The sequence below is a fragment of the Bacillus cereus group sp. Bc010 genome (assembly GCF_027716745.1).
Classification (GTDB): Bacteria; Bacillota; Bacilli; order Bacillales; family Bacillaceae_G; genus Bacillus_A; species Bacillus_A pacificus.
Window position 1 is genome coordinate 75,769 of record NZ_JAQFUY010000011.1, and the last position, 25,101, is coordinate 100,869.

The window sequence follows — 25,101 nt, forward strand, 5'->3', positions numbered from 1 at the left end:
CTGTCGGTAAGTCGATATATTATGAAAATCGCCGATATAATTGGAGTTGCGCCGATATAATTGAAAAATCGCCGATATAATTGGAGTTGCGGTCGATATAATTGAAAAATCGCTGATATAATTTATTCAAAGGACCAACTATATAATTTCATTTATCGAATCCGGACGTAACGTACCACAAAAGAGGGCAAATAAAAAAGCTCGGGTTAATCCCGAGCTTTTCATTATTTCTTTTCGTCTTTCTTAGCGTCAGCTTTTTGCTCTTTGAAAAGATCTTTTAAATCTTTATCGTCAACTTTTACGTCAGCTTTTTTGATTTCTTTCATCATAAGATCGTTCATGAATTCGCCATCTTGTGCTTTCTTTTGAACGATTTCTTTTTTGATGTCAGCTTTAGATTGTTCGAATGATTTTTCTGGCTCTTTAATGTCTGTTACTTTAATGATGTGGTAACCGAATTGTGATTTCACAGGTTCGCTTACTTCATCTTTTTTCAGCTTGTAAGCAGCCTCTTCGAATTCTTTAACCATTTTGCCAGGTCCGAAGAATCCTAAGTCTCCACCTTTTTCTTTTGAACCAGTATCTTCAGAGTATTGTTTTGCTAACTCTTCGAAAGATTTACCTTGTCCAAGTTCTTCTTTTACCTTTTTCGCAGTTGCTTCATCTTTTACAAGAATGTGGCTTGCTTTAATTTCAGGCTTGTAGTTATCTTTCAATTCTTTATCAGTGATTGTTTTCTCAATAGCTTTTTCTTGCGCTAATTGAGCACGTACACCAGTTTTTAACGTTTCTTCTTTAATACCTTGTTGTTTTAATAGTGTATCGAATTGATCACCGTATTGTTTTTTCATTTCATCGAACTTTTTGTCTACTTCTTTGTCTTCAACTTTGTAGTTTTTAATAAGTACTTTTTCCATAACCATGTTATTTAGTACTTGTTTACCAGCTTGTGTTTTCATTTGCTCGTAGAATTCTTCTTTTGTAATGTCACCAGCTTTAGATGTAACGATTTTGTCTGATGATGATGTTCCACATGCTGATAATGCGATTACACTTGTTGCGGCTAAGGCAAGCATAGCTTTCTTCATTCGATAAACACTCCTACTATTATGTATTTTTAATTTATCCTATACCAATGAATTTTAGTTCATCAGAGCCCGATTAAGTCTCACTGATACTTTTGCTTTTTTTGTTGGTAAAGCGCGCTTAACAGGGCTTACCGAGGCTTTAGGATAAAGTTAAGATGCGTGTCATTTATTTCATAGTATAAGCAATATGTACAAAATTTAATATATCATATTTCGACGTGTTTTCATATTGATAAAGAAAAATTAACCAGTACGTGTCAGATTTTGAAGGTGTACCATATTGGGCGTATGCCGCATATACAGAATAGAGGAGGGGATGGGGATGAATTCTCAACTTATTTTATTACTTGTACTGTTTATTTTATTGGTTATAGTAGGTATAATTTGCTTATAGAGGAAAAAAGTGAGGAAGGGGCTTTCCTTCCTCACTTTCCATGAAATATAATTTCTATATAACTAGAAATTAATAAAATTGTTATACATACATTAATAACCCGAAAGACACCGGGTTGGCGGCTCGCAGATATTTGTTTTCGTTCACACAGTGTATGTGTCATGAAATTCGTGTAAAATATAACAAGAAGTGCGAATGCGACAAAAACAACTGTTATAAGTGTCATGAGGCGAGACCTCCTTTTGGCTAAAATACATATACTTTATATATTGTATCATACGATATTTTGTTCGTGTTATAAAATTCAGAAATAGAAGACTTTGTGTTAGAAAGTGAGGGAGAAAATGGACGTTGTTAGAAGATTAGAACAAGCTGAATACTACGTAGACCTACTATTTAAAATGATTGATGAAGAAAAGTGTCCATTTTATTCTTTGATCATAAAGAAAAAAGCTCGTAAAAAAGATGTTGAACGTATACTACATCTTTGTGAAAAGCTGAACGAACAATATGTAGCGGAGAAAGCAGAAGGACTTCTTTTGTTTGATGCGCTATTAGATCAATTTGAAAAAGCGCTTCCACATCAGCTCGAAGTACACGAAACTGCGGAAGCGCTAGCAAAACAAGGTTTATTCAAACCGCTTATGAATGAATTCTTAAGCATGATTGCGAAAAATAAATAGATTACTTCTTAACTAACTTTTGATCGGATTCTGTAAAGTTCTCTTCAATATCTTCTAATGATTTCTCAAAAATATCGATGAAGTCTTGTCCGTAAATGTTACGCAAGATAGCAATCAGTTCGATATTTTCTGGGAACTTCCCATAAAAATTACGAAGTGCAAGAGCCCCATTAAACACTGAATTATTTTCAGGGTCATACTCCTCCATTAAGCGAAGTAGTAATTCTTCCCCTTTGTCTGTAATTTCGATGTACGTATTTCGTTTATCATCTTCTTTTTTCGAGAATACAAGATAGCCGCGTTCTTCCAACTTTTTCGAGAAGTTAAACGCCGTTGATACGTGCATAACTCCAAACTTAGCAATCTCAGAAATAGAAGCCCCTTTTAAATGATAAGCGATTGTTAAAATATGATGCTCATTAATGTTTAAATCGTAAGGTTTAATCCACATTTGCCAATCTTTCTCTACACATTTCCATAACGCTTTCGATAATTGAGCAATGCGTTGGCTGAAAATCATCGCTTCTTTTACCGAGTAATCTTTTTCTCCACTTTTCATATACTCACCCACTTTAACATTCTTTTTCATTACTATCTATTATGCCAGTAAAATAAAAATTAATAAAGTCTTTTTGTGAGAATTGTGAAAATTTTTTAAAAAAACGACATTCTATACAAATCATGCATAACTATGGAAGCGGTTTATAAGTCATGAATACATGTGTTGTCCATACATGTTAAGTGATAACATATATTGTAAATGCATAAAAACACGGCATATCTATGTGATATGCCGTGTTAAGGTCAATTTATATAAAAAATATTTGTTATATGCAAAAAACTAAGCAGGAATTTGTTTACGCTTTTTCCGGAACAGCTTCTTGTAGTTTCTCAATTGATTTTTGAATGTCCAAAATCTCTTGCTCAATATGTCGTTTGTTTTGAGAAATATCTTGCTTCCAGTTAGAAAGTGTATCGTGCATGTCGTCTTTTAATTCTTGGAACACTTCTTTACCTTCTGAAGCAGTTTCAACGATTTGACGTTTTAATAATTTTGTATCAGCTGTAATATCAGCTAAAGTCTTTTTAATATCATTTCCTTTTTCTTTTAACTTACCGCGCATGTCTTTGCCAGAAGAAGGAGTTGAGAAAAGAACAGCTAGTCCAGCAACTGCTCCGCCGCAAATGACACCTGTAATAAAGGATTTAGCTTTTGACATAAAAGGAGACCTCCTTATTTTTTGTTCGTATTCATGATGTGAAAAAATATGCATATCTTTAAGACAAGGGAAAAGTGTATAGTCCCTGGCATCTTAAGTGGAGAAACAAGCCGTGCCATATTTAATCACTTTAGGAAAGTGGCTTGTTATGTATGACTACTTATTATAGTGTCACTATTTCACGCTATTTGCAATTGTACTTGCGATGTTTTGTAAATTTTCCATAGTGTATTCATTTTGATGTGATTTCCAAACAGCACCGAAACCATCGTTTTCACCGTAGCGTGGAATTAAATGAAGGTGGAAGTGGAACACAGTTTGTCCAGCTTTTTCACCGTTGTTGTTAAGTAGGTTAAAGCCAACTGGATTAAACTCTGCTTTAATCGCGTTTGCGATTTTCGGAACGACAGAAAAAATGTGTGATGCGATTTCTGGCGTTAACGCAAAAATGTCTTGTTTGTGAACTTTTGGAATAACAAGAGTATGTCCTTTTGTTACTTGACTAATATCTAAAAATGCAAGCACATGTTCATCTTCGTATACTTTTGAGCAAGGGATTTGCCCGTCAATAATTTTACAAAAAATACAATTGTCCGCTGTATGATTCATTGATCTCATCCTTTCAAATATCCTTAGCCGTATTTTACCATAATTACATAAGAGAACAAACACGAAAAACAGGAAGCTGACTCAGCTTCCTGTTTTCTGAAGAGGGATTGAAAAAGCATTATCGTAATTTACGTTTCGCAGACACCTCATTTATTTAAGAAATGCACGGTAAATCGGCTAAAGTTTCTGCCGTAGACACCCCATTTTCAAGTGAAATGAATTGCAATCTTTTATAAAATGAAATTGTTTATTTTTTAAAACAGTATATGCTCTTTCAGAGACACCCCGTTTCGAAAATGAAACAAATGATCTGGTTATGTGTAAATTTCTTTGTCCAACATGGACACCCCATTTCATGATGACTTCACTATGTTGTTGTACTCATCAATAGGTGGTCGCTTTTTCAATGTGTTCCTTCTTCAATAATTATGATGTCCGCTTTCGTAATAATATATGCGAACAAATTTAAATTTTTTTTGAACGCATCGATACTATGTAGTACAGCGTAATTTTTGGTAAGATAAATATAGAACGAATATAAATGAAGAAAGTGGTGTCGTATGAGCGAGTTATTGCGTGTAGAAAATGTTACAGGAGGATATACGAAACGACCTGTATTAAAAGATGTTTCGTTCTCTGTGAATAAAGGCGAACTTGTCGGCTTAATCGGTTTAAATGGAGCGGGTAAAAGTACGACGATTAAACATATTATCGGTTTAATGGAACCGAAAAAAGGAACTGTCACAATTAATGGGAAAACAATTCGTGATGATATGACAGCGTACCGTTCTAGTTTTTCGTTCATCCCAGAAACACCAGTATTATATGATGAGCTAACGCTAGAAGAACATTTGAAGTTAACAGCGATGGCTTACGGTGTAGATGAAAAACAATATGAAGAACGTGTAGGACAATTATTACAAGAATTTCGTATGAAAAATCGTTTGAAATGGTTTCCGTCTCATTTCTCAAAAGGGATGAAACAAAAAGTAATGATTATGAGTGCATTTTTAGTGGAGCCATCTCTTTATATTGTGGACGAACCGTTCGTTGGGCTTGATCCGTTAGCGATTCAATCACTCCTTCAAATGATGGATCAAATGAAAAAGAGCGGTGCAGGTATTTTAATGAGTACACATATTTTAGCGACAGCAGAGCGTTATTGTGATTCATTCATTATTCTGCATCAAGGCGAAGTAAGAGCGAAGGGAACGTTATCTGAGCTGCAATCACAGTTTCATATGCCAGGTGCAACGTTAGATGATATTTATATTGCATTAACGAAGGAAGAAGATTATGAATAGCACAGCGTTATGGAAAGAACGATTTCGTCACTTTCTACAAGAAGTTCGTACATATAGTAAATACGTATTTAATGATCATTTAAAATTTATTTTCGTATTCATCATCGGCGCAGGAGCGTATTATTACCAGCAATGGTTACAAACGTTAACACCTTCATTTCCGACTGCGCTCGTTATGGCAGTGTTACTTGGACTCGTATTAACGGCCGGATCTATTCAAACGTTATTAAAAGAAGCGGATCTCGTTTACTTACTGCCAGTTGAACAAAAATTAAAACCATATTTTACAAAGGCGTTTCTTTTTACGTTTATGATTCAGTTGTACATAATCGCAATTGTAGCGGCAGCGCTTGCCCCGTTATACTTCCAGCAAATGAAGCAAACAGGAGCGACTTACATATGGATTGTAATCGCGTTTGTCATTGTAAAAGCGTGGAATTTATTTGTAGCGTGGGAAAAGTCATTTTTAACAGATCAAAATATACAAAGAGCCGATTGGTTCATTCGATTTATTTTAAACGCCTTATTTGTGTATTTCCTTGTAGAACGTACTTCCGTTATGTTTATTGGTGGAATCGTCCTTCTCATGGTGTTATACCTTGCGATTATGTATCAAATGGTGAAGGGAAAGCCGTTAAACTGGGAATATTTAATTTCTGAAGAAGGTAAGAAGATGATGCTGTTGTACCGCATCGCGAATATGTTCGTTGATGTACCAGCATTAAAAGAGAGAGTAGCACGTAGAAAATGTCTTGATTTTATTCTTTCAATGATCGGCGAAAAGCGTACATATTTATACTTATATACGAGAACTTTCTTAAGATCTGGTAACTATTTCGGCTTATATGTACGCCTGCTCGTTCTTGGAGGAGTTATTCTTTACTTCATTCCGTTTTTATATGGACGATTTATCGTAAGCCTTATCTTCCTATACTTAATTGGTTATCAGCTATTAACTTTATGGAAACATCACCGCATGAAAATTTGGCTTGATTTGTACCCAGTAGGCGGAGAAGAGAAGAAGAAAGATTTCCTTACTTTATTAAATGCGATCCTTATTACAGGTAGTATTATCTTTACAATCATATTTGTACTTGCGACGAAAGATTTCATAATGACGGGAATTTTATTAGTCGTAAGCATAGTATTTAGTATCGGTTTCGTTTATCAATACGGGGCAAAACGTATTGAGCGTTTAAATTGAAGGGAATGAACCTATGATTACATATGAAGAAAAGGTTATAAAAGAACTGGAGCAGTGGAAAGCTACATTCATGAAAGATTCTTCTATGATGACATGGTTCTCAAAGAAAGTGCAGACGAAAGTACAACAGCTTATTCCGGCGAAAGTACAAAAAGTATTAACGGAAACGATTCGGATGATGGTGCAAACGATTAGCGCCGGATCAAACTTTATAAAGCCGAAATTAAAAGAGACGAACTGGTCATTGCAAAGACGAGACGACGAAGTACGTAAAAAAATGGATGAGTACAAAAAAATAGCAGCGGCAGAAGGAGCAGGGACGGGAGCAGGCGGTATTCTCCTTGGCCTTGCTGACTTTCCGCTTTTACTCGGTATTAAAATTAAATTTTTATTCGATGCAGCAACATTGTACGGATTTGATACGAGCGATAAAGAAGAGCGCCTTTTTATCCTTCACGTTTTCCAGCTTGCCTTTTCAAGTGACGACCACCGAAAAGAAATATGGAAAGCAATCGAAACGTGGGATACAGAAGAAGAAAATCATATGGACTGGGAAAAGTTCCAAACAGAGTACCGAGACTATATCGATTTAGCAAAAATGCTTCAGCTCGTACCAATAATCGGTGCCCCGGTCGGCGCATATGCGAACTATCAATTATTGCAAAGACTTGGAGAAGTAACGATGAATTGTTATCGTATGCGATTATTGAATAAGGATTAAAAGGAAGGCGTCCTACATGTGTAATGTAGGGCGCCTTTTCTTAGAAGCTAAGTCCGATATAGCTAACTCCAACTATAATCAATACGATAAAAAGTACAATGATGAATGAAAATCCGTTCTTACCAGCTTGTCCAGCTTCACCGCCGCCAGTGCCACCACTACCGCCTTTACCACCAAGTCCCATATGATATCCTCCTTATTGTTATATGTTGCGTTTACTTTATAAATTTCTACATTTTTCCAATAAATACCTTCTGAAGCGCTAACTAACTTGAAAATCATTTCGTTTCATTTTATAATTTACTTACCGACCGGTAAGTAAAAACAAGTGAGGTACAGTATGACAAAGAATTTACAAACATCGCAAAACATTGTAGAGGCGTCATTTAAACTTATGGCAGAGCACGGCATTGAGAAGATGAGCCTTTCCATGATTGCGAAAGAGGTAGGTATTTCAAAACCGGCTATTTATTATCATTTTTCTTCTAAAGAAGCGTTAGTGGACTTTTTATTTGAAGAAATTTTTTCTGGGTATCATTTCGTGAGTTATTTTGATAAAGAGCAATATACGAAAGAAAATTTTGCAGAAAAGTTAATCGCAGATGGTTTACATATGCTCTCTGAGTATGAAGGACAAGAAGGAATACTGCGCGTCATAAATGAATTTATCGTAACTGCGGCGCGAAATGAAAAGTATCAGAAACGCTTATTTGAAATACAAGAAGAGTTTTTAAATGGTTTCCACGACTTATTGAAGAAAGGTGTGGAACTTGACGTTGTGTCACAACAGGCAACGGAAGAAAATGCTCATACGTTGGCGCTTGTGATCGATAATATGAGCAACTACATGCTCATGGGATTTCAGTTAAAGTATAAAGAAATTTGGATTCGAAATGTGAAAAAGGTCATGAAGGAGGAATAAAGATGAAAATGCAAAAAAACTGGTGGCTCGGTTTTCTTGGATTTATTGGGATTTATAAAATACCAGGTATGATTGAAGCTTTTCAAGCGGATGGAAATTGGATGAAGTTAATCGGTTTCATTTGGCTACTTTGGTTCGGATATTTTATTCCTGAGAAGAAAGAAGATTAAATTTCAATTTTCTGTAAGGTTACGTAAAATATAGATTGAGACTATTTATATATTAGATTACTAGATTTGGAGTGGTTACATGGAGCCATTGAAAAATGAAATTCACCCTGACATGGTCAAGGTGTGGAAAGTTCGGGCTGTAATAGAAGAAGGGATCGGTATTCTTGTCATTTTAGCTTACCTTTTCCTCATGATAAAGTTTGATTGGTGGGCGTGGATTTTGTACGTGTTAATCGGGTTAACAGTTGCGTTAGCACCATTGGAGTACTTCGTATTCCCAAAACTACGTCAGCGTTATTACAGCTACCAACTAAATGAAGAAGAACTTGAAATTCAGCACGGCCTTTTCGTCGTAAAGCGCGTATTAGTACCGATGATTCGTGTACAGCACGTTACGATTGAACAAGGACCGATTATGAGAAAATATGGCTTAGCAGAATTGCACATTTCAACAACAGCAACTTCTCACAGCATCCCAGGATTAACGATGTATGAAGCAGAAATGTTGAAAACGAAAATCGCAGAATTAGCGAAAGTGAGTGATGAGGATGTATAAGAGACAGCATCCGATCACGATGTTATTAGAATTAAAAATAACAGACTTTATCCCACTCATTATTTTCATGTTTAGTTTAAACGGAAAATTTCCGTTTTGGTATTTAATTCCTGCTGCATTCGGTTTACTCACCGTTTTTTCAGCGTTTGAAAAATGGTATTACACAACGTATTGGGTTGAAAATAACGTATTACATGTGAAACAAGGTCTCTTCGTGAAGAAAGAGAGCTACTTAAATAAAGAACGTGTGCAAACGATTAATACAAGTTCTAACGTGCTATATCAAATGCTTGGCTTAAAGAAAATTCAAATCGAAACAGCTGGCGGAGGCGATGATGCAGAAGTAAGCTTAGCTGGAATTAAGGAAGATGAGGCGAAGGAGCTTATTTCCTTACTCAATGAGCCAACTCCAGAAGTGAAAGCAGAAGAAACGGTAGACGAAGCAAGAGAAAATACAGTAGAAAAAGAAATCGTTACAGAAGAAAAACAAACGACAGAATATAAATTGACTTGGAAGGAAATTTTATTAGCCTCTGTTACATCGGGTCAGTTTGGGCTATTATTCTCGTTAATCTTTTTCGTGTATCACCAAGTAGATGAGTATATTCCGAAATGGATAGAGAATAGCGTAAAGTCGTATGTAATGGAACATGACATATATGGCTGGATTTTCATGGTAGCTATTTTGCTTGCCCTTTCGTGGGTTATATCTACAATCGGTTATGCGCTAAAACATGGAGATTTCACAGTAAATCGAAAAAATGACGAAGTCCGCATTTCACAAGGATTACTTGAGAAAAAAGAACTCGTCTTAAAGTTACATCGTATTCAAGGGATTACGATAAAAGAAGGCATTTTCCGTCAAATGTTCGGCTATTGTGCTGTGCAAGTAGAAGTCATTCAAAGTGAGGGGAAAGAGGAGAAAGTTACACTCCATCCAATCATTCGAAAAGATCGAGTACAACAGTTACTCGCGCATTTACAACTACCATACGAACTGAATACAAATATTATTTCATTACCAAAAGCAGCATTACGCCGCTATCTCATTGATAGCTTCATCTTCTTCGCAATGTTAGCTATCCCGCTTATTGGAATAAGTATATACTTTGAAAAGCACTTCATTATGTGGGCACTCATTCCGCTCGCGATTCTCATCTTTACACTTGGATACGCAACATTTAAAACAAATGGTTACAGTGTAAATGGAGAGCAAATTACGCTTGTATATCGCAGCGTCGGAAAATATACCGGACTTGTCAGAAGAAGACACGTCCAATCAATGGAGAAGACGCAATCCTATTTCCAGCGCCGCGCGGATTTATGTACGTATAAGTTTTCCAGTGCATCATCAAGTTATAAATTAGAGCATACGAGAGTAGAGGATGCGGAGAGAATGCAGGATTGGTATAAGAAGAGAATAAGTGAAAATTAAATGGAATGGCTCGTCTTTTGCGGAAGGCGGGCTGTTTTTTTTGTAAAGCTGATAGAGAATAATTTCAATTTCGTATTTTCATTTTTTATTAAGTTTATTTATGTCAATGATATTTCCTCAAATACACGATGGTAAAGGGGGATTTTTTCTGTTTTTATGAATGGAGTTCGCTCCTAAAACTTTTCTTATAGGGACGTTAGTATTCTTTTAAAAGTATTCATATGATGAAGTATAGGTGGTTTATAAATCAGCAGTTTGTATTTGTTCCAACTTAGGATTAGAAGAGATTGTATAATTACCCATTAGATCGTTCATAAACGTAGCAATCGGAAGGTGGATGTGTTTCTTTTCTTAAATAAAATACTGGCAGTAAATCGATAAATATAAGTGAAAATAAGAAAAATGTCTGAAATACGGACAAGACAATACATATATTCGAGATTGTGGTAAAATAATTATAGACCAACTTTATCCTGATTAGTAAAATTTTAGATTTTATTTGTGATATATTTAAGCATTTGGTGTTAAATGTTGTTTTAATAATATATTTATAAGGTGGAATGGTTATGAAAAAGGAAGAATTTTTGTTGTATTCCGAAAATAGAATATTACCAACATTTATTGAATTAGAAGGAAGATATTATCCTACATATGCTAGTAAATTACACCCTTTTTGTATAACTACTTTGGGAGAGCATAATATTACCATCACACTTTGTGAGGCGCTTAAAATAAAAAAAAAGAAAGAGCCGGTAGAAGAGTTTATGTACAGCGAAATTAGCGATATAGAAATTTCTGTTGTTAAGAAGCCCACCGCGGTTCTTTTCCTTCCTGGAACGAGAATTAGTTTAGACTTAATTCTCAGCTTTGAAAATGGAAGACGTTTACATTTGGAGTGCGAAACTATACGTATTTTGCCACAAATCATAAATCTTTTTTCTAAAAAAAGTATAACGGTTAAAGATCCTTTGGATTTAGAACATATTTTTCTGTCTAAAGATTCTATTGAAGAAGTCTATGAATATTTAGAGAGTAATCTTGAAAACATGGCTAAGGAAAAAGGAATAAGTATATTTCGATTAAAGCAAACTGAAGATTAATTATACATTTTAATGGATTGGAGGATTTTTAGTGGTTGAGTTTATAGGAAACCTTTTGATTATTTATTTTGTAGTTTAAGACTGATAACACTAATATACATAAATAATAGGATTCCTTTTTGATAATCAAGTGAATTAAATACTATGTAAGAAAATAACGTTGCGAAAGTTTGGAAGCAAAACCAAATCATGTTTGGGTAGATGATTTTAAATCTCCATACTATAATACGCTGCAGGAAAAGCCTGTAAGAGGTAGATGGAAATCAGCTGAAAATATGTATATCCCAGCATATGATTATGGATTCGTAATTAATTATAATACGGAATCACGTACACCATACAAAGGAAGCGCAATCTTCTTCCATGTTTCTACTTCATGGACAGAAGGATGTACAGATGTAGATAAACAAAATGTGATTGATATTTTAAGATGGATTGATCCAGGGGAAAAAACCTGTTATTATTCAAACCCTTGAAAATGAACTGATAAATTATTAAGTTAATAACCTAAAAAAATTTAAGTCTACTTTCATTAGTAGGCTTTTTTGTTAAGTATGCAATTTTTGTTTTGTTGGTGTAATCCCATGCCCATAGAGCTCACAAAATGGACTGGCCCTAAAATAATAAAAATGAGCTTTCTTAATAGAAAAGAAATAAAATTTTCGTTTTTGGAGACAATGAATTATTAATTTGACGATATAGCTGATTCCTTTTATGGAGTTATTAAAAAACAGTATAGTTTCTAGGGAGCTAACATAGGATTTGAATTGATTTAAAGATGATGGAACAAAATAAAACAAATTGAGCAAAAAAACTTGCAAAACTAAAAGGGGAGTTGTATATTAATTGACGTATCAAATATTGATATGTCAATTAATATTTTAATAAGTAAAAAGGAGGAATTTTTGAAAACGTGTTATTCAGACGATGTCGGATTTTTATATAAGCTATAAGATTAAAGCGAAGATAGAGGGGGCACAATACTGTGGAAATAATCGCAGCTATTTTAGTCGGGATCGTAGCATTAGAACATTTATTTATCATGATCCTCGAAATGTTTTTTATGAATTCAAAAGTGGCAAAACGTGCTTTTAAATTACCTGAGCATTTAGAAGGAGATCGAAACGTAGCCATTATGTTTGCAAACCAAGGTTTATATAATGGATTTTTAGCTGTTGGTCTCATTTTGGGACTTATACTTGGTTTCAATTCAATTGGTTATATGGTTCAATTATTTTTTGTAATGTGTGTGGTAGTAGCAGCTCTGTTCGGCGGTTTCACATCTAATAAATCAATTATTGTGAAACAAGGGCTTCCAGCTATATTAGCGTTGATTGCCCTTTTAATTGTAATATAGAACTAAAGCGTTTGTATAAAAGAACTCATTTTTGAAAAATACGTTATTCTTTCCTCCTGTAGGCTCATAGGAAAGAATAGCGTATTTTTTCTTTTTAAGGGGGTATATCCTTCAATTTAATCAAAAATGTAAATTCTTTTTTTTAGCGTGAGTGTTATGAAAATACGTATTACATTAAGGATTGGAACCGGATTAACGCTTTAAAATATAGAAAGTGGGGAAAATAATGTAAAAAAACTATTGTATGTTTTAAAACCTTGTGTTACATTTGTGTTACAGGGTGGTTACAAAATGTAACTTACATTGCAGTTTGTTTTCTTTTGTTTTTCGGTATGTTACAAAATGAAGTGCGTATCGAATCGTCAGAAGATATATGAAGTTTAAAAAATAAAAATAGTTTTTCTATGTGTATAAGAGTGTGTGTAGTAAAGAGCCTGGTGAGAACTTTGCGCACATTATTAAAATTCCTTTCTGTCTTTAAAAGAAGAAGAAAACCAACTACCAACTATTTAGGAGTTTTAAGTAATGATAGTAAATGAAATGTACTTCCTTTCCCACACACAAAGTACATCTTTACTTTCAGTCTAATTACTACACAGACTTTTATACATATAAAGCTAGTGTTTTAGGGGATATATAGGAGGAGAAAAAATGAAAAAGTTATTAATGGTAATTGGACTTACATTTTTAATGTTAGCTGGATGTAGTAATGGGAATTTTGACAAAGCAATGGATGAAGGAAAGACCGCGTTAACGAATAAAGAATATAAAAATGCCTTATCATCATTTGAAAAAGCGCTAGATGAGAAAAAAGACGATTCGGATGCAAAGATGCTTGTAGAACAAACGAAAGTAATGATTGAAGCTGTGAAGTTAAAAGAAGAAACAAAGGTAGAAGAATCAATCAAGTCATTTGAAAAAGTAGAGAACATGAAGAATGGAAATACTACGCTTGTAAAACAAGCGAAGGAAGAACGAACTGCATTACTAGCTATCTTAGAACAAAAAAAGAAGTATAGTGAGCAACTGACGAAAAGTGAAGAGTTAATAAGTAAGAAAAATTATGCAGAAGCGAAAGAAATATTAAATAAGCTAGTTGCAGAAACAAAAGATAACAAGAATCTTGAAGAATATAATAAAAAAGCGGTAGGATTAGTTACTAAAATGAATGAAGAAGAAAAAACTGCAAAGAATGAAGCAGCAGCGAAGGCACAAAAAACAAATGCAGTAACGAATCAAAAGGTAGCAACAGAAAAGACTCAAAAAACTGAGGCAGAAAAAAATCAAAAGGTAGCAACAGAAAAGACTCAAAAAACTGAGACAGAAAAGAATCAGAAGGTAGTAACAGAAAAGAACCAAAAAACTGAGACTGACAAGAATCAAAAGGTAGAAGCAGAAAAGAACCAAAAAGTAGAGACAGGAAAGACTCAAGATGCATTTACTTTTGAGAAAGCGAAAGAATATATTAAAAATGAATATAAAGAAGACTATGATTATACGCTAGAAAATACGCAAGTAGAGAATGGAAAGAAATATTATCAAATTAGAGTGCGTACGACATATAAAATAGAAGGCGCAGCTGGATCAGGATTTACTGGCGTATTTAAAGTATTTGAAGATGGTACAATTGTTGAAGTGCACTAAATTAATGGAAAGGTATCCTCAAAGTGTTTGAGGATACCTTTTTAGCATAAAAAAAGGCATCTAGCAAAAGTACTAGATGCAAATAAAAACACAAGGGAAGACAAAATTCTTCCCTTTTCCCGTAAGTAATTATATCAAAAAATTTATAAAAAACTAGCTTTATTTTTAATATAATTGATGTGTGAAGCTATGAAAGTATAAGATTACACTATTTTTATAGTGTTTTGTTGGAAAAGGAGCCACGTATATGATTAATTTTAAACCAGAAAATTTGAACCAACTATTAAAAGTGATGCTCATTAGTGCGAATAAGTCTTATGATGCGATTAAAGATTATGAATTTACAGGGGAAGCGGTAGTATTCCGTGTAGATTTCGACCATATTGATGTTTCTCTAATGATTGTAGATATGTTAGGAAGATCAGCTTCTAAATTTAACATTTTGCCATTTGCTAAACTAGATACGAATGAGATAGATTACATTCAGTTTCAAGTGTATTCCATTAATGAAGGGAATTTTAAAGAACTAATCGATACGATGTAAAAAACTATAAAGTGAAACTTTAATCAGTGGGAGACTCATCCCCACTGATTATTAGTTGAACCAATCGGACGTTTACGGGCAGTTGATCGTTCCTCTAACTTCTTTGCTCCAGCTGAAATTTTTGGGGGAGTTCTACTGCCCGTTAACGCGGGATAATTTTACAAATATGTATATACCAACTAATATATAAGTAATAAATTCATATAATTGGAGTGATGAAATGCAGCCGTTAGAAAGGGAGATTCATTCTAATATGCTGAAAGTGTGGCGAATTCACGCTTTAATTGGGGCGGCAGTTATACTAGCAGTCGTAATTGCATATTTCTTTTTTATGATCAATTTTAATTGGTGGGGTTGGTTGTTTGGCTTGTTAGTAACAGGCGCTATTACATTTATTCCGCTTGATTATTTTGTGTTTCCAAATTTACGTCAGCGCTATTATAGTTACAGATTAAATGAAGAAGAGATTGAGATTCAAAAGGGAATGTTCGTTGTAAAACGCGTACTTATTCCGATGATTCGCGTGCAACACGTAACGATTGAACAGGGCCCGATTATGAGAAAGTACAATTTAGCAGAATTACATATTTCAACAGCAGCAACTTCTCATAGTATTCCAGGTTTAACGAAAGAAGAAGCAGAGCAGCTGAAAAGACAAATTGGAGAACTTGCGAAAGTGAGTGATGAGGATGTATAAGAGGCAACATCCGATCACAATATTGTTAGGTATTCGAATTGCAGGTTTACTGCCTTTTATTTTTCTCGTTCTATTTCGTTCAGATGGTGAAGTAGAACCTTGGTATTTCTTACATCTTGTCCTTTTGGCCGTATTATTTATTATGGCAATTTTCTCAGCTATAAAATGGTATTTCAAAGTGTACTGGGTTGAAAGTAATATTTTACATATAAAGCATGGTGTGTTCGTTAAGAAAGAAAGTTACTTAAATAAAGAACGTGTGCAAAATATTAGTACGTCTTCTAACATCATTTATCAAGTGCTCGGACTGACGAAATTAAATATTGAAGTGGCAGGCGGCGGTACTGAGCCAGAAGTGATGTTGGCGGGGATTAGAGAAGAAGAAGCGAAGGAACTCATTACTTTATTACATAAAGAAAGAAGTGTTGTGAGTGAAGAAGGGCCTACGGAAGAAGGAAGTAAGACGGTATATCAGTTAACAACGAAAGAAATTTTAGCAGCATCTATTACATCTGGTAGATTCGGATTAGTGTTTTCAATGTTAGTCATCCTTTACACAGAGTTTAATCAATTTCTTCCAAAATGGCTCATCAATAAAGTGGAAGCGTATGTGATGGATAACGGTGTATATGAATTAATCGTTATGGCGGCGATTTTAATGGCAGTTTCGTGGGTCATTTCAACAGCCGGTTATGCATTAAAATATGCGAACTTTAAAATTGAGCGAAACGGAAATGAAGTTCGTATCGTGCAAGGTTTATTTGATAAGAAAGAGTTTGTTTTAAAATTACACCGTATTCAAGCGATTACGGTGAAAGAAGGTATTCTCCGCCAGCCTTTCGGATATTGCTCTGTCGAAGTAGAAGTTATTCAAAGTATAGAGGCGGCGGGAAATGAAGTGATGTTACATCCTTTTATGAAGAAAAAAGATGTGCAGCAGTTACTCGCATATTTACAGTTGCCGTATGAAATGGAAGAGGAAATCGTTCATTTACCGAAGGCTGCATTACGTCGTTACGTCATCATGGGCTGGATTACAAGTGCCGTACTCGCTGTGCCAATCATAGGTGCGAGTATATATTTTAAACAAAATATCGCGTTATTCACTCTCATACCACTATGTATTATATTTACGTTACTTGCATACGCGCGGTATACAAGTAGTGGTTATATGATACGAGACAATCAGTTAGTCATGGTGTACCGAGGACTCGCGAAATATACAGGAATCATGCGAAGAAGGCATGTGCAAGCAGTCGGATACAGTCAATCGTATTTTCAAAAGAAAGACGAGCTATGTACAGCTGTCGTATCGGTAGCGGGGCATCCTTACAAAGTGAAGCATATGCAAAAAGAAGATGCGCTTTGTATATATAATTGGTATAAAGAAAAAGGAAACACCGGCGTGTAACGGTGTTTCCTTTTTATGTCGTCATTTGTCGATAAGTCGATATATTCGGAAAATCGCCGATATATTTCAAGTTGCGCCGATATATTCGGAAAATCGCCGATATAATTTCACATACCGTAGCCTTCGAACTCCAAAACTCTAAACTAACACATCAAAAGTAGTCACGAAAGACGGACGAGAGAAAATACTCTTTTGTTGTTCTGCATGTGGATGCGCCGGAGCTTGTCCTTCTGCTTGGGCGGGGCGTTTTTTATGAGCATTTTCGAATGAACGTGATTCTGTCCAGTCTTTAAAGTTTTGCTCTGTTTCCCACATCGTTAAGATGACATATGTATCGTTACTTAATGGGCGTAGAACGCGGATCGCTTGGAATCCTGGTTCGTTTTCAATAAGGCCTGCGCGGTTTTTAAAACGGTTTTCAAATACAGGGCGACCTTCGTCTGTGACAGAAATGTTGTTACAAACGATATAGCCAGGTTGACCTTTAAATTCTCCAACAGCGTCTAGTACATCATACTTAAGAGATCCTTCTACAGATTCTTCTGTATTTTCTTTATAAAACATATTTTTTTCATCATTTTTTGCAGTGAAATGCGCTTGTTCTAGAGGTGTTTCGTATGAAATAATAGCCTTCATTTTAATGCCCCCTTATTTATTTGTTTCTATTATATCAACTCTCTTAAAAAACTTCGAAGATTATATACATAAAGATACCTCTTTTTCAAATAATAAATGTACCATCATTTGGAAAGAAGGCCGATGTATGAAGAAAGTAAAGTGGACTTTATTAGGTGGGTTAGCAACGCTACTATTAGCGATTGTCCTTTATAAACTAATTGTGTTAGCTGGTGGCTATATGATGGATGAAAAGCAGCTCGTTTTCCACTCTTCATCACGTATCGTTGACCAGAAAGGGAAAGAAATTACGAAATTATACGTAGAAAATAGAGACCTCGTACCAATCGAGCAAATTCCGAAATATGTGCAGCAGGCGTTCGTTGCGGTGGAAGATTCTCGTTTTTATGAGCATCAAGGAATCGATTATCCGTCTATATTTCGGGCCCTTTATAAAGATACGTTAGCAGGAGAGAAGGTCGAAGGCGGTAGCACGATTACGCAGCAACTTGCTAAAAACGTCTTTTTAACTCGCGAAAAAACATTTACGCGTAAGTTGAAGGAAGTCGCAATTTCCCTTCAATTAGAGCAAAAATATACGAAACAACAAATTCTTGAAATGTATATGAATCATATTTATTTTGGCCATGGAGCTTACGGTATTCAAGCTGCAGCAAAGTTATATTTTAATAAAAATGTAGAAGATTTAACAGTAGAAGAGGGCGCAATGCTTGCAGGTCTTCCGAAGTCGCCAAACGGTTATTCACCTTATTTTTCTCCAGAGAAGAGTAAAGAACGCCGCGATCTCATATTGTCACTTATGCATAAACAAGGCTATTTGACTGCCGAAGAAAGCGTACGTTATCAAGGAAAGACAATCGCTCTCTATAAAAACTTAGATGAGAATGAGCTCGCATATATGCCGTATATTGATATGGTCATAGATGAAGCAGCACGTTTATACGGATTGTCTCATCAAGAAGTACTTCGCGGAGGGTATACGTTTGTTGTACCGATGGATGAAAAGATTCAAAAGGTAGCATATAACCAGTTTCAAGATGCAAGGAATTTCCCTGGGAAAGAAGAGGGGGCGCAAGGTGCTTTTTTATTAATGGATAATCGTACAGGCGGCATTAAAGCAGCGATTGGCGGAAGAAAGTACGTTCCGAGAGGGTTCAATCGTATTTTTGCAAAAAGACAGCCCGGTTCTGTGCTAAAACCACTTATCGTTTATGCGCCAGCACTCGAAACGAAAAAGTATAATCCGTATTCTTTATTAAAGAATGAAAGACATTCTTTTGAAGGGTATGAACCTCGAAATTATAATCATGAGTATTCGAAAGAAATGACGATGTACGATGCGATTTTAGAGTCAGCAAATGTACCGGCAGTTTCTTTATTAAATGAGTTAGGGGTAGAAGAAGGAAAGCAATATTTAGAGAAAGGAAATGTTCATATTGCCGATGCTGGTTTAAGTACAGCGCTTGGCGGATTAAAAAACGGGGTTTCACCATTTGATCTTGTGAAAATGTACCGTGCGTTTTTAGCAAATGGTGATATTATTGAGCCGCACGTGATTGATAAAGTGTTAAATAGACACGGCGCAGTCATTGGAGAATCGCCAAAAGTAGAAACGAAAATTTTCTCGAAACAAACGGCTTGGTATATGACGAAAATGCTTGAAGGAGTTGTAAAGGAAGGGACAGCGAAAGCCGGTGTATATAACGGGGCGTTAGCTGGGAAAACAGGTACAACTTCCTTACCAAATGACGATAATGGAGCGAGAGATATGTGGTTCGTTGGCTATACGCCAAATTTAGTAGGTGCTGTTTGGATTGGCTATGACCGCATAGATAAAGAGCATCAGTTGCAAGGCGAAAGTGCGTCAGCAACGAAATTGTTTAAGAAAATTTTAACGAAAGCAAATGTAGAACAGAAAGAGCAATTTAGGAAGCCAGAAGGTGTGGAAACAATCGGTGCTCCAATTCGGTTGCGCAAGATTGAAGATGTGAAAATGAAATTAGCATTTAGTCCTTTCGGTTTATTTAAAGCGAAATTAAGCTGGACACCACTTCCAGATGAAAGAATTATGTATCGTATTTATAGAGTGGAAAATGGAATTCATACGCATGTAGGTACTGTAAACGGTGCCGGGGAATATGAGGAAAAGTTCGTTAACATCTTTTCAAAACCGAGTTTTTACGTTGTGCCATATAACACACAAACGAATCGTGAAGGAGAAAAGTCAAAAGTAGCTAAACCATAGTTTTTCTCTGTGTTATAATAAGAATGTTGTGAAAATAGTAAGCGTTTTTAAGAATGTTTGTGTCAATTTAATGAACAACGTACATAATATTATGCATTTTGTTTTTACAAGCTGTATAGTAAAAAAAGATAAATATCGAACGTATTCGAAGCATTGTGGTAAGGAAGGGAGCTAGGGTCTTGGTAAGAACTATAAATGAGACATTTTTAAAAGCATGTAGGGGGGAACGTACTGATTATGTACCAGCATGGTATATGCGTCAAGCAGGTCGTTCGCAGCCGGAATATAGAAAGATAAAAGAAAAGTATTCTTTATTTGAAATTACACATAATCCAGAGTTATGTGCTTACGTTACAAAACTGCCAGTTGATCAATATAACGTAGACGCAGCAATTCTATATAAAGATATTATGTCACCACTACCTGCAATTGGTGTGGATGTAGAAATTAAATCAGGTATTGGCCCAGTTATTGATAATCCAATCCGTTCTTTACAAGACGTAGAAAAACTAGGGGAAATCAATCCAGAAGATGACGTACCGTACATATTAGATACAATTCGTTTATTAACGACTGAAATGTTAGACGTACCGTTAATCGGTTTTTCAGGAGCTCCATTTACGTTAGCGAGCTATATGATTGAAGGCGGTCCATCTCGTAACTACCATAATACGAAAGCGTTTATGTATGCAGAGCCGAAAGCTTGGTTCGCATTAATGGATAAACTAGCAGATATGGTTATTACATATTTAAAAGCGCAAATTAACGCAGGAGCAAAAGCAGTTCAAATTTTCGATTCTTGGGTTGGAACAGTAAACGTAGCAGATTACCGCGTATTTATTAAACCAGCAATGGAGCGTATTTTTGCAGAAGTTCGTACGATGGGTGTACCGATGATTATGCACGGCGTAGGAGCTGCGCACTTAGTAAATGAATGGCACGACTTACCGCTTGATGTAGTCGGTTTAGACTGGCGTTTACCAATTGAAGAAGCACGTGCACGCGGCGTTCATAAGGCGGTACAAGGTAATATGGATCCTTCGTTCTTACTTGCACCATGGTCTGTTATTGAAGAACATGTAAAAAGTATTTTAGATCAAGGGATGAAGCAGCCGGGTTATATCTTTAACTTAGGTCACGGTGTATTCCCAGAAGTAAATCCAGATACATTAAAACGTTTAACTACATTTATTCATGAATACTCTAAAGGGCAGTTAGCGAAGTAAAGGAGCATTGCTGTATGAAAAAGAAAATTGGTTTGCTTGTAATGGCATACGGAACGCCATATAAAGAAGAAGATATTGAACGTTACTATACACATATTCGCAGAGGAAGAAAGCCAAGTCCTGAAATGCTAGAAGATTTAACAGAGCGTTACCGTGCAATTGGTGGTATTTCTCCTTTAGCTACTATTACATTAGAGCAAGCTAAAAAGTTAGAGAAGCGTTTAAATGAAGTACAAGATGAAGTAGAGTACCATATGTATCTTGGCTTAAAACATATTGAACCGTTCATTGAAGATGCAGTGAAAGATATGCATAACGACGGTATACAAGATGCAATCGCACTTGTTCTTGCGCCGCACTATTCTACGTTTAGCGTAAAATCATACGTTGGACGAGCACAAGAAGAAGCTGAGAAACTTGGAAACTTAACAATTCATGGCATCGATAGCTGGTATAAAGAACCGAAATTTATCCAGTACTGGGTTGATGCAGTGAAAGGTATATATAACGGTATGTCAGACGCAGAACGTGAAAAAGCAGTATTAATCGTATCAGCTCATAGCTTACCAGAAAAAATTATCGCAATGGGCGATCCATATCCAGATCAATTAAATGAAACAGCGGATTATATTGCAAGAGGTGCTGAAGTAGCAAACTATGCAGTAGGCTGGCAAAGTGCAGGAAATACACCAGATCCTTGGATTGGTCCAGATGTACAAGATTTAACGAGAGAATTAAATGAAAAGTACGGTTACACTTCATTCGTATACGCACCAGTTGGATTTGTTGCGGAACATTTAGAAGTTTTATATGACAACGACTTTGAGTGTAAAGTTGTAACGGATGAAATTGGCGCGAAATATTATCGTCCAGAAATGCCAAATGCATCGGACTCATTTATTGATTGTTTAACAGATGTTGTATTAAAGAAAAAAGAATCTGTACTGTAAGAAGAAAGGGGGAGCCTGCTTGAGGAAAAAAGTTGTAATCATCGGCGGAGGCATCACTGGATTAACAGCAATGTATAACTTACAAAAACATATTCATGAAAAAAACTTGCCGATTGATACATTACTGATAGAAGCATCGGGTAAACTCGGCGGAAAAATTCAAACCGTTCGAAAAGATGGATTTACAATTGAGCGCGGACCGGATTCTTTCTTAGCACGAAAAGAAAGTGCAGCTACATTAGTGAAAGAATTAGGTCTTGGCGATGAACTTGTAAATAATCAGGCCGGTCAATCATTTATCCTCGTAAACAATCGGTTACATAAAATGCCGAATGGATCAATGATGGGAATTCCAACGCAAATTACGCCGTTTCTATTTTCCGAGCTGTTCTCCCCAATTGGTAAACTAAGAGCTGGTTTTGATCTATTAATGCCGAGGTCAAAGCCAGTATGTGACCAATCACTCGGACAATTTTTCAGACATCGTCTTGGAAACGAAGTGGTTGAAAACTTAATAGAGCCGTTACTATCGGGTATTTATGCAGGAGATATTGATGAAATGAGCTTAATGTCAACATTCCCGCAAATGTATCAAATTGAGCAGAAACATCGTAGTATTTCACTCGGTATGCGTACGCTCGCTCCGAAAGAAGAGAAAGCTGAACCGAAAAAAGGAATCTTCAAAACAGTGAAAACAGGTTTAGAATCTATTGTAGAATCTCTCGAAGCAAAGATGCATGAAGGTACGATAATAAAGGGAACTCGCATTGAAAAAGTTGCAAAACAGGGTGATGGCTATACGATTACTCTTAGTAACGGAAAAGAAATAGAAGCGGACGCGGTCGTAGTGGCAAGTTCACATAAAGTATTGCCATCTATGTTTGCACAGTACAAGCAGTTTCGTTTCTTCCGCAACATTCCGTCCACATCAGTTGCGAATGTAGCGATGGCTTTCCCGAAATCAGCCATTCAGCGCGATATTGATGGTACAGGATTTGTTGTCTCTCGAAATAGTGATTATACAATTACAGCATGTACGTGGACGCATAAAAAGTGGCCACATACAACGCCAGAAGGAAAAATGCTTCTTCGATGTTACGTTGGACGACCTGGTGATGAAGCAGTTGTAGAACAAACAGAAGAGGAACTCGTTCAGCTCGTACTAGAAGACTTACGAAAGACGATGGATATTACAGAGGATCCAGAGTTTACAGTCGTAAGCCGCTGGAAAGAAGCGATGCCCCAATATACAGTAGGCCATAACGAGCGAATGAAGAAACTCATAACATTTATGGAGAAAGAGTTGCCAGGTATATACTTGGCAGGTAGTTCCTACGCTGGTTCTGGTCTGCCGGACTGTATTGATCAAGGTGAGAAAGCAGCAAAGCGTGTGCTAGCTCATTTGGAGAAAGTAATGGATACGGAATTAATCGCACAGTAAAGAGAAACGCCTTCAATCACATTGAAGGCGTTTTGTTACTTATTCACCAATAAACATATATAAGTTATTTGGCTTTATAACGGCATCTCCTGCATAAATAACCCATTCTGTTAAGTCATCAAAATCTAAATGATAACTATTTCCTTCACTCATATCTTTTATAAAATATGGTTCGTTAATGAGTATTCCTTGAATGAATTCTTCCGTAATGTTTTGCATTTCAAACCACATATGTTCACTTTTTCCCTCTTCGTAGGAAACACCAAACTTAGCGAGAAAACGAAAATCTTCATTCGATTGTTCAATTTGAAAAATGTTGCAGAAGTACCCGAAAGTATTCTTCGCATTGTAAGCCATACGATCGGTTTCACTATTTGTTTTATAGAACATAAGCCCTGTAGCTTCCTCGTGTTCTTTGAAAAAGCTTTCGATACATTCTTCAGAAGTATCAAATTTGAACAAGAGAACAGATGGCGATTGATGGTATTCATCTCGGTCATCCATCCCGCCTAAGAATGTGTTTTGTGCATCTATAGGTTGTAGCTTCACTTCTTCATCCTCAATTGAAGATAATTGATCCATACTCGTTTTATGCCCAATATAAGATAATCCTTTTTCCCACGGAACAGCTACTGTATGTATAGAACCTTGCTGACTATGCGCGATAACGATAGGCTCATTCATAGGGACTTGTCCATTCTCAACGGCATTATTCGCAAATGTTTGAAAGAGGTCACCAATGCCGTAGTAGGAAGAAATACGATTTGGAATAATTAATTCTATTTCTGTTACGCCCGCTCTTAAAAGGCCGTGTGTATGAAACCAATATTGCGTAGGCTCGCCTTCTTTATCGTCTTCATAAACGGAATGAATAACGTATAAGTCAGGAATGTCAGGTAATAATTCATTTTCAACATGATATTCAATATAGCTTCTAGATATCACTTTCATTGCGGCACTTGAATCAATTACAAATAACAAATCCGGGGCGAGGTTCCATAAAAACTGTATTTGCTGGAAAAAGCAGTCTAGCACATCGCCTACAAATAGCGTACGGGTGAAAATTTCAGTACCGAAAGCCGCATCTTCAAAATGACGATCTACGATTGTAGAATCTTGTCTATTGTACAGTTTATATTCTTCTGGGTCATTCGCCTCATCAATATGCAGTTCATATGGTATGACTTTTTCATCCATATGTAACTCAACGATAAGGCTTGTCTCATCACTATAAACAATTTTTAACTCATCAACTTTAGTAGCGATAGTTTCTAGCCGCTGTTTTAACTGCTCAATTGTAATTCTAGTTGGTATAACAGCAATCATATCTGAAAAATGACGTTCTAATGTTCCATTCATAGCTGCGCGGTATGTTTCTGTTTGCACTTCCATCCAATCACTCCTATTCAAATGAATCCATTTTACATGCCAATTAAATTTTGATATTTCTGTTTTTTTCTTTCATATTATAAAACGTATTCGTAGAAGGTGTAAAATTATTATTTTGTATTATTGTTTGAAAACGAGTAAATTAGATTAATTTT

Annotated in this window: 26 protein-coding genes and 1 pseudogene; 19 read left to right on the forward strand and 8 right to left on the reverse strand. The window is 35.8% G+C overall.

Features of this window, described 5'->3' with window-relative positions:
* Positions 1 to 224: 224 nt before the first annotated feature.
* Together prsA and PDQ68_RS14460 are read right to left on the reverse strand one after the other, a co-directional pair.
* On the reverse strand, positions 225 to 1,088 hold the full coding sequence (prsA, locus tag PDQ68_RS14455; protein ID WP_000710071.1) for a peptidylprolyl isomerase PrsA: 864 nt from the start codon (positions 1,086 to 1,088) through the stop codon (positions 225 to 227).
* Between the two features lie 425 nt (positions 1,089 to 1,513).
* Positions 1,514 to 1,708, reverse strand: a complete 195-nt coding sequence (locus PDQ68_RS14460) for a hypothetical protein (protein WP_000172692.1) — start codon at positions 1,706 to 1,708, stop codon at positions 1,514 to 1,516.
* A 118-nt stretch (positions 1,709 to 1,826) separates the two neighbouring features.
* Here PDQ68_RS14460 and PDQ68_RS14465 point away from each other — a divergent pair, with 118 nt between their 5' ends.
* A complete protein-coding gene (locus PDQ68_RS14465; RefSeq protein ID WP_000383661.1) occupies positions 1,827 to 2,165 on the forward strand; it encodes a DUF1878 family protein in 339 nt (112 codons plus the stop codon).
* A gap of 1 nt (position 2,166) precedes the next feature.
* Here PDQ68_RS14465 and PDQ68_RS14470 read toward each other — a convergent pair whose 3' ends face one another.
* From PDQ68_RS14470 to PDQ68_RS14480, 3 genes are all read right to left on the reverse strand, one after another.
* The gene (locus tag PDQ68_RS14470; protein WP_000834918.1) at positions 2,167 to 2,724 is read right to left on the reverse strand and encodes an HTH-type transcriptional regulator Hpr; all 558 of its coding nucleotides are present in this window, start codon (positions 2,722 to 2,724) and stop codon (positions 2,167 to 2,169) included.
* A gap of 298 nt (positions 2,725 to 3,022) precedes the next feature.
* Positions 3,023 to 3,385, reverse strand: a complete 363-nt coding sequence (locus tag PDQ68_RS14475; protein ID WP_000030301.1) for a YtxH domain-containing protein — start codon at positions 3,383 to 3,385, stop codon at positions 3,023 to 3,025.
* 174 nt (positions 3,386 to 3,559) lie between these two features.
* Complete coding sequence (locus PDQ68_RS14480; protein ID WP_001016840.1) at positions 3,560 to 3,994, reverse strand: HIT family protein; 435 nt, start codon at positions 3,992 to 3,994, stop codon at positions 3,560 to 3,562.
* 560 nt (positions 3,995 to 4,554) lie between these two features.
* On the opposite strand from PDQ68_RS14480, the gene ecsA reads away from it, so the two are divergent.
* Genes ecsA through ecsC form a run of 3 tightly spaced genes read left to right on the forward strand, consistent with a single transcriptional unit; the run spans position 4,555 to position 7,223 of the window.
* On the forward strand, positions 4,555 to 5,298 hold the full coding sequence (ecsA, locus tag PDQ68_RS14485; RefSeq protein ID WP_001292602.1) for an ABC transporter ATP-binding protein EcsA: 744 nt from the start codon (positions 4,555 to 4,557) through the stop codon (positions 5,296 to 5,298).
* The gene (ecsB, locus tag PDQ68_RS14490) at positions 5,291 to 6,502 is read left to right on the forward strand and encodes an ABC transporter permease EcsB (protein ID WP_270786875.1); all 1,212 of its coding nucleotides are present in this window, start codon (positions 5,291 to 5,293) and stop codon (positions 6,500 to 6,502) included. The genes ecsA and ecsB overlap by 8 nt, the downstream gene beginning before the upstream one ends.
* A 13-nt stretch (positions 6,503 to 6,515) precedes the next feature.
* Positions 6,516 to 7,223, forward strand: coding sequence for an ecs operon protein EcsC (ecsC, locus tag PDQ68_RS14495; RefSeq protein WP_061183742.1), 708 nt, complete (start codon positions 6,516 to 6,518; stop codon positions 7,221 to 7,223).
* 40 nt (positions 7,224 to 7,263) lie between these two features.
* Here ecsC and PDQ68_RS14500 read toward each other — a convergent pair whose 3' ends face one another.
* Positions 7,264 to 7,407: a YjcZ family sporulation protein gene (locus tag PDQ68_RS14500; RefSeq protein ID WP_000522750.1), complete on the reverse strand. Its 144-nt coding sequence runs from the start codon at positions 7,405 to 7,407 to the stop codon at positions 7,264 to 7,266.
* A 156-nt stretch (positions 7,408 to 7,563) separates the two neighbouring features.
* Here PDQ68_RS14500 and PDQ68_RS14505 point away from each other — a divergent pair, with 156 nt between their 5' ends.
* The 11 genes and pseudogenes from PDQ68_RS14505 to PDQ68_RS14555 all read left to right on the forward strand — a co-directional run bounded on the left by PDQ68_RS14505 (position 7,564) and on the right by PDQ68_RS14555 (position 17,059).
* The gene (locus PDQ68_RS14505; RefSeq protein WP_016716714.1) at positions 7,564 to 8,145 is read left to right on the forward strand and encodes a TetR/AcrR family transcriptional regulator; all 582 of its coding nucleotides are present in this window, start codon (positions 7,564 to 7,566) and stop codon (positions 8,143 to 8,145) included.
* Between the two features lie 2 nt (positions 8,146 to 8,147).
* Positions 8,148 to 8,315, forward strand: a complete 168-nt coding sequence (locus PDQ68_RS14510; protein ID WP_016716715.1) for a hypothetical protein — start codon at positions 8,148 to 8,150, stop codon at positions 8,313 to 8,315.
* A gap of 79 nt (positions 8,316 to 8,394) precedes the next feature.
* Positions 8,395 to 8,871 carry a PH domain-containing protein gene (locus tag PDQ68_RS14515; RefSeq protein ID WP_061183741.1) on the forward strand — a complete coding sequence of 159 codons (477 nt, stop codon included), beginning with the start codon at positions 8,395 to 8,397 and terminating at the stop codon, positions 8,869 to 8,871.
* On the forward strand, positions 8,864 to 10,306 hold the full coding sequence (locus PDQ68_RS14520; protein WP_061183740.1) for a PH domain-containing protein: 1,443 nt from the start codon (positions 8,864 to 8,866) through the stop codon (positions 10,304 to 10,306). The genes PDQ68_RS14515 and PDQ68_RS14520 overlap by 8 nt, the downstream gene beginning before the upstream one ends.
* A gap of 566 nt (positions 10,307 to 10,872) precedes the next feature.
* Positions 10,873 to 11,406, forward strand: coding sequence for a hypothetical protein (locus PDQ68_RS14525; RefSeq protein WP_061183739.1), 534 nt, complete (start codon positions 10,873 to 10,875; stop codon positions 11,404 to 11,406).
* A gap of 182 nt (positions 11,407 to 11,588) precedes the next feature.
* Positions 11,589 to 11,904 (forward strand): annotated as a pseudogene (locus tag PDQ68_RS14530) (L,D-transpeptidase family protein); the annotation flags it as partial.
* Positions 11,905 to 12,391: 487 nt separating this feature from the next.
* The gene (locus PDQ68_RS14535) at positions 12,392 to 12,763 is read left to right on the forward strand and encodes a DUF1304 domain-containing protein (RefSeq protein WP_061183738.1); all 372 of its coding nucleotides are present in this window, start codon (positions 12,392 to 12,394) and stop codon (positions 12,761 to 12,763) included.
* A gap of 651 nt (positions 12,764 to 13,414) precedes the next feature.
* Complete coding sequence (locus PDQ68_RS14540; RefSeq protein ID WP_061183737.1) at positions 13,415 to 14,407, forward strand: hypothetical protein; 993 nt, start codon at positions 13,415 to 13,417, stop codon at positions 14,405 to 14,407.
* A 247-nt stretch (positions 14,408 to 14,654) separates the two neighbouring features.
* Positions 14,655 to 14,951, forward strand: a complete 297-nt coding sequence (locus PDQ68_RS14545; RefSeq protein WP_061183736.1) for a hypothetical protein — start codon at positions 14,655 to 14,657, stop codon at positions 14,949 to 14,951.
* 220 nt (positions 14,952 to 15,171) lie between these two features.
* Positions 15,172 to 15,648, forward strand: a complete 477-nt coding sequence (locus PDQ68_RS14550; RefSeq protein ID WP_001182711.1) for a PH domain-containing protein — start codon at positions 15,172 to 15,174, stop codon at positions 15,646 to 15,648.
* Positions 15,641 to 17,059, forward strand: coding sequence for a PH domain-containing protein (locus PDQ68_RS14555; RefSeq protein ID WP_061183735.1), 1,419 nt, complete (start codon positions 15,641 to 15,643; stop codon positions 17,057 to 17,059). Before PDQ68_RS14550 ends, PDQ68_RS14555 begins: the two co-directional genes overlap by 8 nt.
* A 138-nt stretch (positions 17,060 to 17,197) precedes the next feature.
* On the opposite strand, the gene hmoB is transcribed toward PDQ68_RS14555, so the two are convergent.
* The gene (hmoB, locus tag PDQ68_RS14560; RefSeq protein ID WP_000644055.1) at positions 17,198 to 17,695 is read right to left on the reverse strand and encodes a heme-degrading monooxygenase HmoB; all 498 of its coding nucleotides are present in this window, start codon (positions 17,693 to 17,695) and stop codon (positions 17,198 to 17,200) included.
* Positions 17,696 to 17,822: 127 nt separating this feature from the next.
* Between hmoB and PDQ68_RS14565 the strand changes: the two genes are divergently transcribed.
* The 4 genes from PDQ68_RS14565 (at position 17,823) to hemY (ending at position 23,557) form a co-directional block, all read left to right on the forward strand.
* Positions 17,823 to 19,940, forward strand: a complete 2,118-nt coding sequence (locus PDQ68_RS14565; protein WP_061183734.1) for a transglycosylase domain-containing protein — start codon at positions 17,823 to 17,825, stop codon at positions 19,938 to 19,940.
* A gap of 179 nt (positions 19,941 to 20,119) precedes the next feature.
* Positions 20,120 to 21,166 carry a uroporphyrinogen decarboxylase gene (gene hemE / locus PDQ68_RS14570; protein ID WP_061183733.1) on the forward strand — a complete coding sequence of 349 codons (1,047 nt, stop codon included), beginning with the start codon at positions 20,120 to 20,122 and terminating at the stop codon, positions 21,164 to 21,166.
* Between the two features lie 14 nt (positions 21,167 to 21,180).
* Complete coding sequence (gene hemH, locus PDQ68_RS14575) at positions 21,181 to 22,116, forward strand: ferrochelatase (RefSeq protein ID WP_000726781.1); 936 nt, start codon at positions 21,181 to 21,183, stop codon at positions 22,114 to 22,116.
* Positions 22,117 to 22,135: 19 nt separating this feature from the next.
* On the forward strand, positions 22,136 to 23,557 hold the full coding sequence (gene hemY / locus PDQ68_RS14580; protein ID WP_061183732.1) for a protoporphyrinogen oxidase: 1,422 nt from the start codon (positions 22,136 to 22,138) through the stop codon (positions 23,555 to 23,557).
* A 39-nt stretch (positions 23,558 to 23,596) separates the two neighbouring features.
* Here the strand turns inward: hemY and PDQ68_RS14585 are convergent, their stop codons facing one another.
* The gene (locus PDQ68_RS14585; protein ID WP_061183731.1) at positions 23,597 to 24,949 is read right to left on the reverse strand and encodes a DUF4026 domain-containing protein; all 1,353 of its coding nucleotides are present in this window, start codon (positions 24,947 to 24,949) and stop codon (positions 23,597 to 23,599) included.
* Positions 24,950 to 25,101: the final 152 nt, after the last annotated feature.

Excerpts from the sequence above, each read along its gene's own strand:
- prsA (WP_000710071.1), bottom strand. The coding sequence starts at position 1,088 with ATGAAGAAAGCTATGCTTGCCTTAGCCGCAACAAGTGTAATCGCATTA.
- PDQ68_RS14460 (WP_000172692.1), bottom strand. The coding sequence starts at position 1,708 with ATGACACTTATAACAGTTGTTTTTGTCGCATTCGCACTTCTTGTTATA.
- PDQ68_RS14465 (WP_000383661.1), top strand. The coding sequence starts at position 1,827 with ATGGACGTTGTTAGAAGATTAGAACAAGCTGAATACTACGTAGACCTA.
- PDQ68_RS14470 (WP_000834918.1), bottom strand. The coding sequence starts at position 2,724 with ATGAAAAGTGGAGAAAAAGATTACTCGGTAAAAGAAGCGATGATTTTC.
- PDQ68_RS14475 (WP_000030301.1), bottom strand. The coding sequence starts at position 3,385 with ATGTCAAAAGCTAAATCCTTTATTACAGGTGTCATTTGCGGCGGAGCA.
- PDQ68_RS14480 (WP_001016840.1), bottom strand. The coding sequence starts at position 3,994 with ATGAATCATACAGCGGACAATTGTATTTTTTGTAAAATTATTGACGGG.
- ecsA (WP_001292602.1), top strand. The coding sequence starts at position 4,555 with ATGAGCGAGTTATTGCGTGTAGAAAATGTTACAGGAGGATATACGAAA.
- ecsB (WP_270786875.1), top strand. The coding sequence starts at position 5,291 with ATGAATAGCACAGCGTTATGGAAAGAACGATTTCGTCACTTTCTACAA.
- ecsC (WP_061183742.1), top strand. The coding sequence starts at position 6,516 with ATGATTACATATGAAGAAAAGGTTATAAAAGAACTGGAGCAGTGGAAA.
- PDQ68_RS14500 (WP_000522750.1), bottom strand. The coding sequence starts at position 7,407 with ATGGGACTTGGTGGTAAAGGCGGTAGTGGTGGCACTGGCGGCGGTGAA.
- PDQ68_RS14505 (WP_016716714.1), top strand. The coding sequence starts at position 7,564 with ATGACAAAGAATTTACAAACATCGCAAAACATTGTAGAGGCGTCATTT.
- PDQ68_RS14510 (WP_016716715.1), top strand. The coding sequence starts at position 8,148 with ATGAAAATGCAAAAAAACTGGTGGCTCGGTTTTCTTGGATTTATTGGG.
- PDQ68_RS14515 (WP_061183741.1), top strand. The coding sequence starts at position 8,395 with ATGGAGCCATTGAAAAATGAAATTCACCCTGACATGGTCAAGGTGTGG.
- PDQ68_RS14520 (WP_061183740.1), top strand. The coding sequence starts at position 8,864 with ATGTATAAGAGACAGCATCCGATCACGATGTTATTAGAATTAAAAATA.
- PDQ68_RS14525 (WP_061183739.1), top strand. The coding sequence starts at position 10,873 with ATGAAAAAGGAAGAATTTTTGTTGTATTCCGAAAATAGAATATTACCA.
- PDQ68_RS14540 (WP_061183737.1), top strand. The coding sequence starts at position 13,415 with ATGAAAAAGTTATTAATGGTAATTGGACTTACATTTTTAATGTTAGCT.
- PDQ68_RS14545 (WP_061183736.1), top strand. The coding sequence starts at position 14,655 with ATGATTAATTTTAAACCAGAAAATTTGAACCAACTATTAAAAGTGATG.
- PDQ68_RS14550 (WP_001182711.1), top strand. The coding sequence starts at position 15,172 with ATGCAGCCGTTAGAAAGGGAGATTCATTCTAATATGCTGAAAGTGTGG.
- PDQ68_RS14555 (WP_061183735.1), top strand. The coding sequence starts at position 15,641 with ATGTATAAGAGGCAACATCCGATCACAATATTGTTAGGTATTCGAATT.
- hmoB (WP_000644055.1), bottom strand. The coding sequence starts at position 17,695 with ATGAAGGCTATTATTTCATACGAAACACCTCTAGAACAAGCGCATTTC.
- PDQ68_RS14565 (WP_061183734.1), top strand. The coding sequence starts at position 17,823 with ATGAAGAAAGTAAAGTGGACTTTATTAGGTGGGTTAGCAACGCTACTA.
- hemH (WP_000726781.1), top strand. The coding sequence starts at position 21,181 with ATGAAAAAGAAAATTGGTTTGCTTGTAATGGCATACGGAACGCCATAT.
- PDQ68_RS14585 (WP_061183731.1), bottom strand. The coding sequence starts at position 24,949 with ATGGAAGTGCAAACAGAAACATACCGCGCAGCTATGAATGGAACATTA.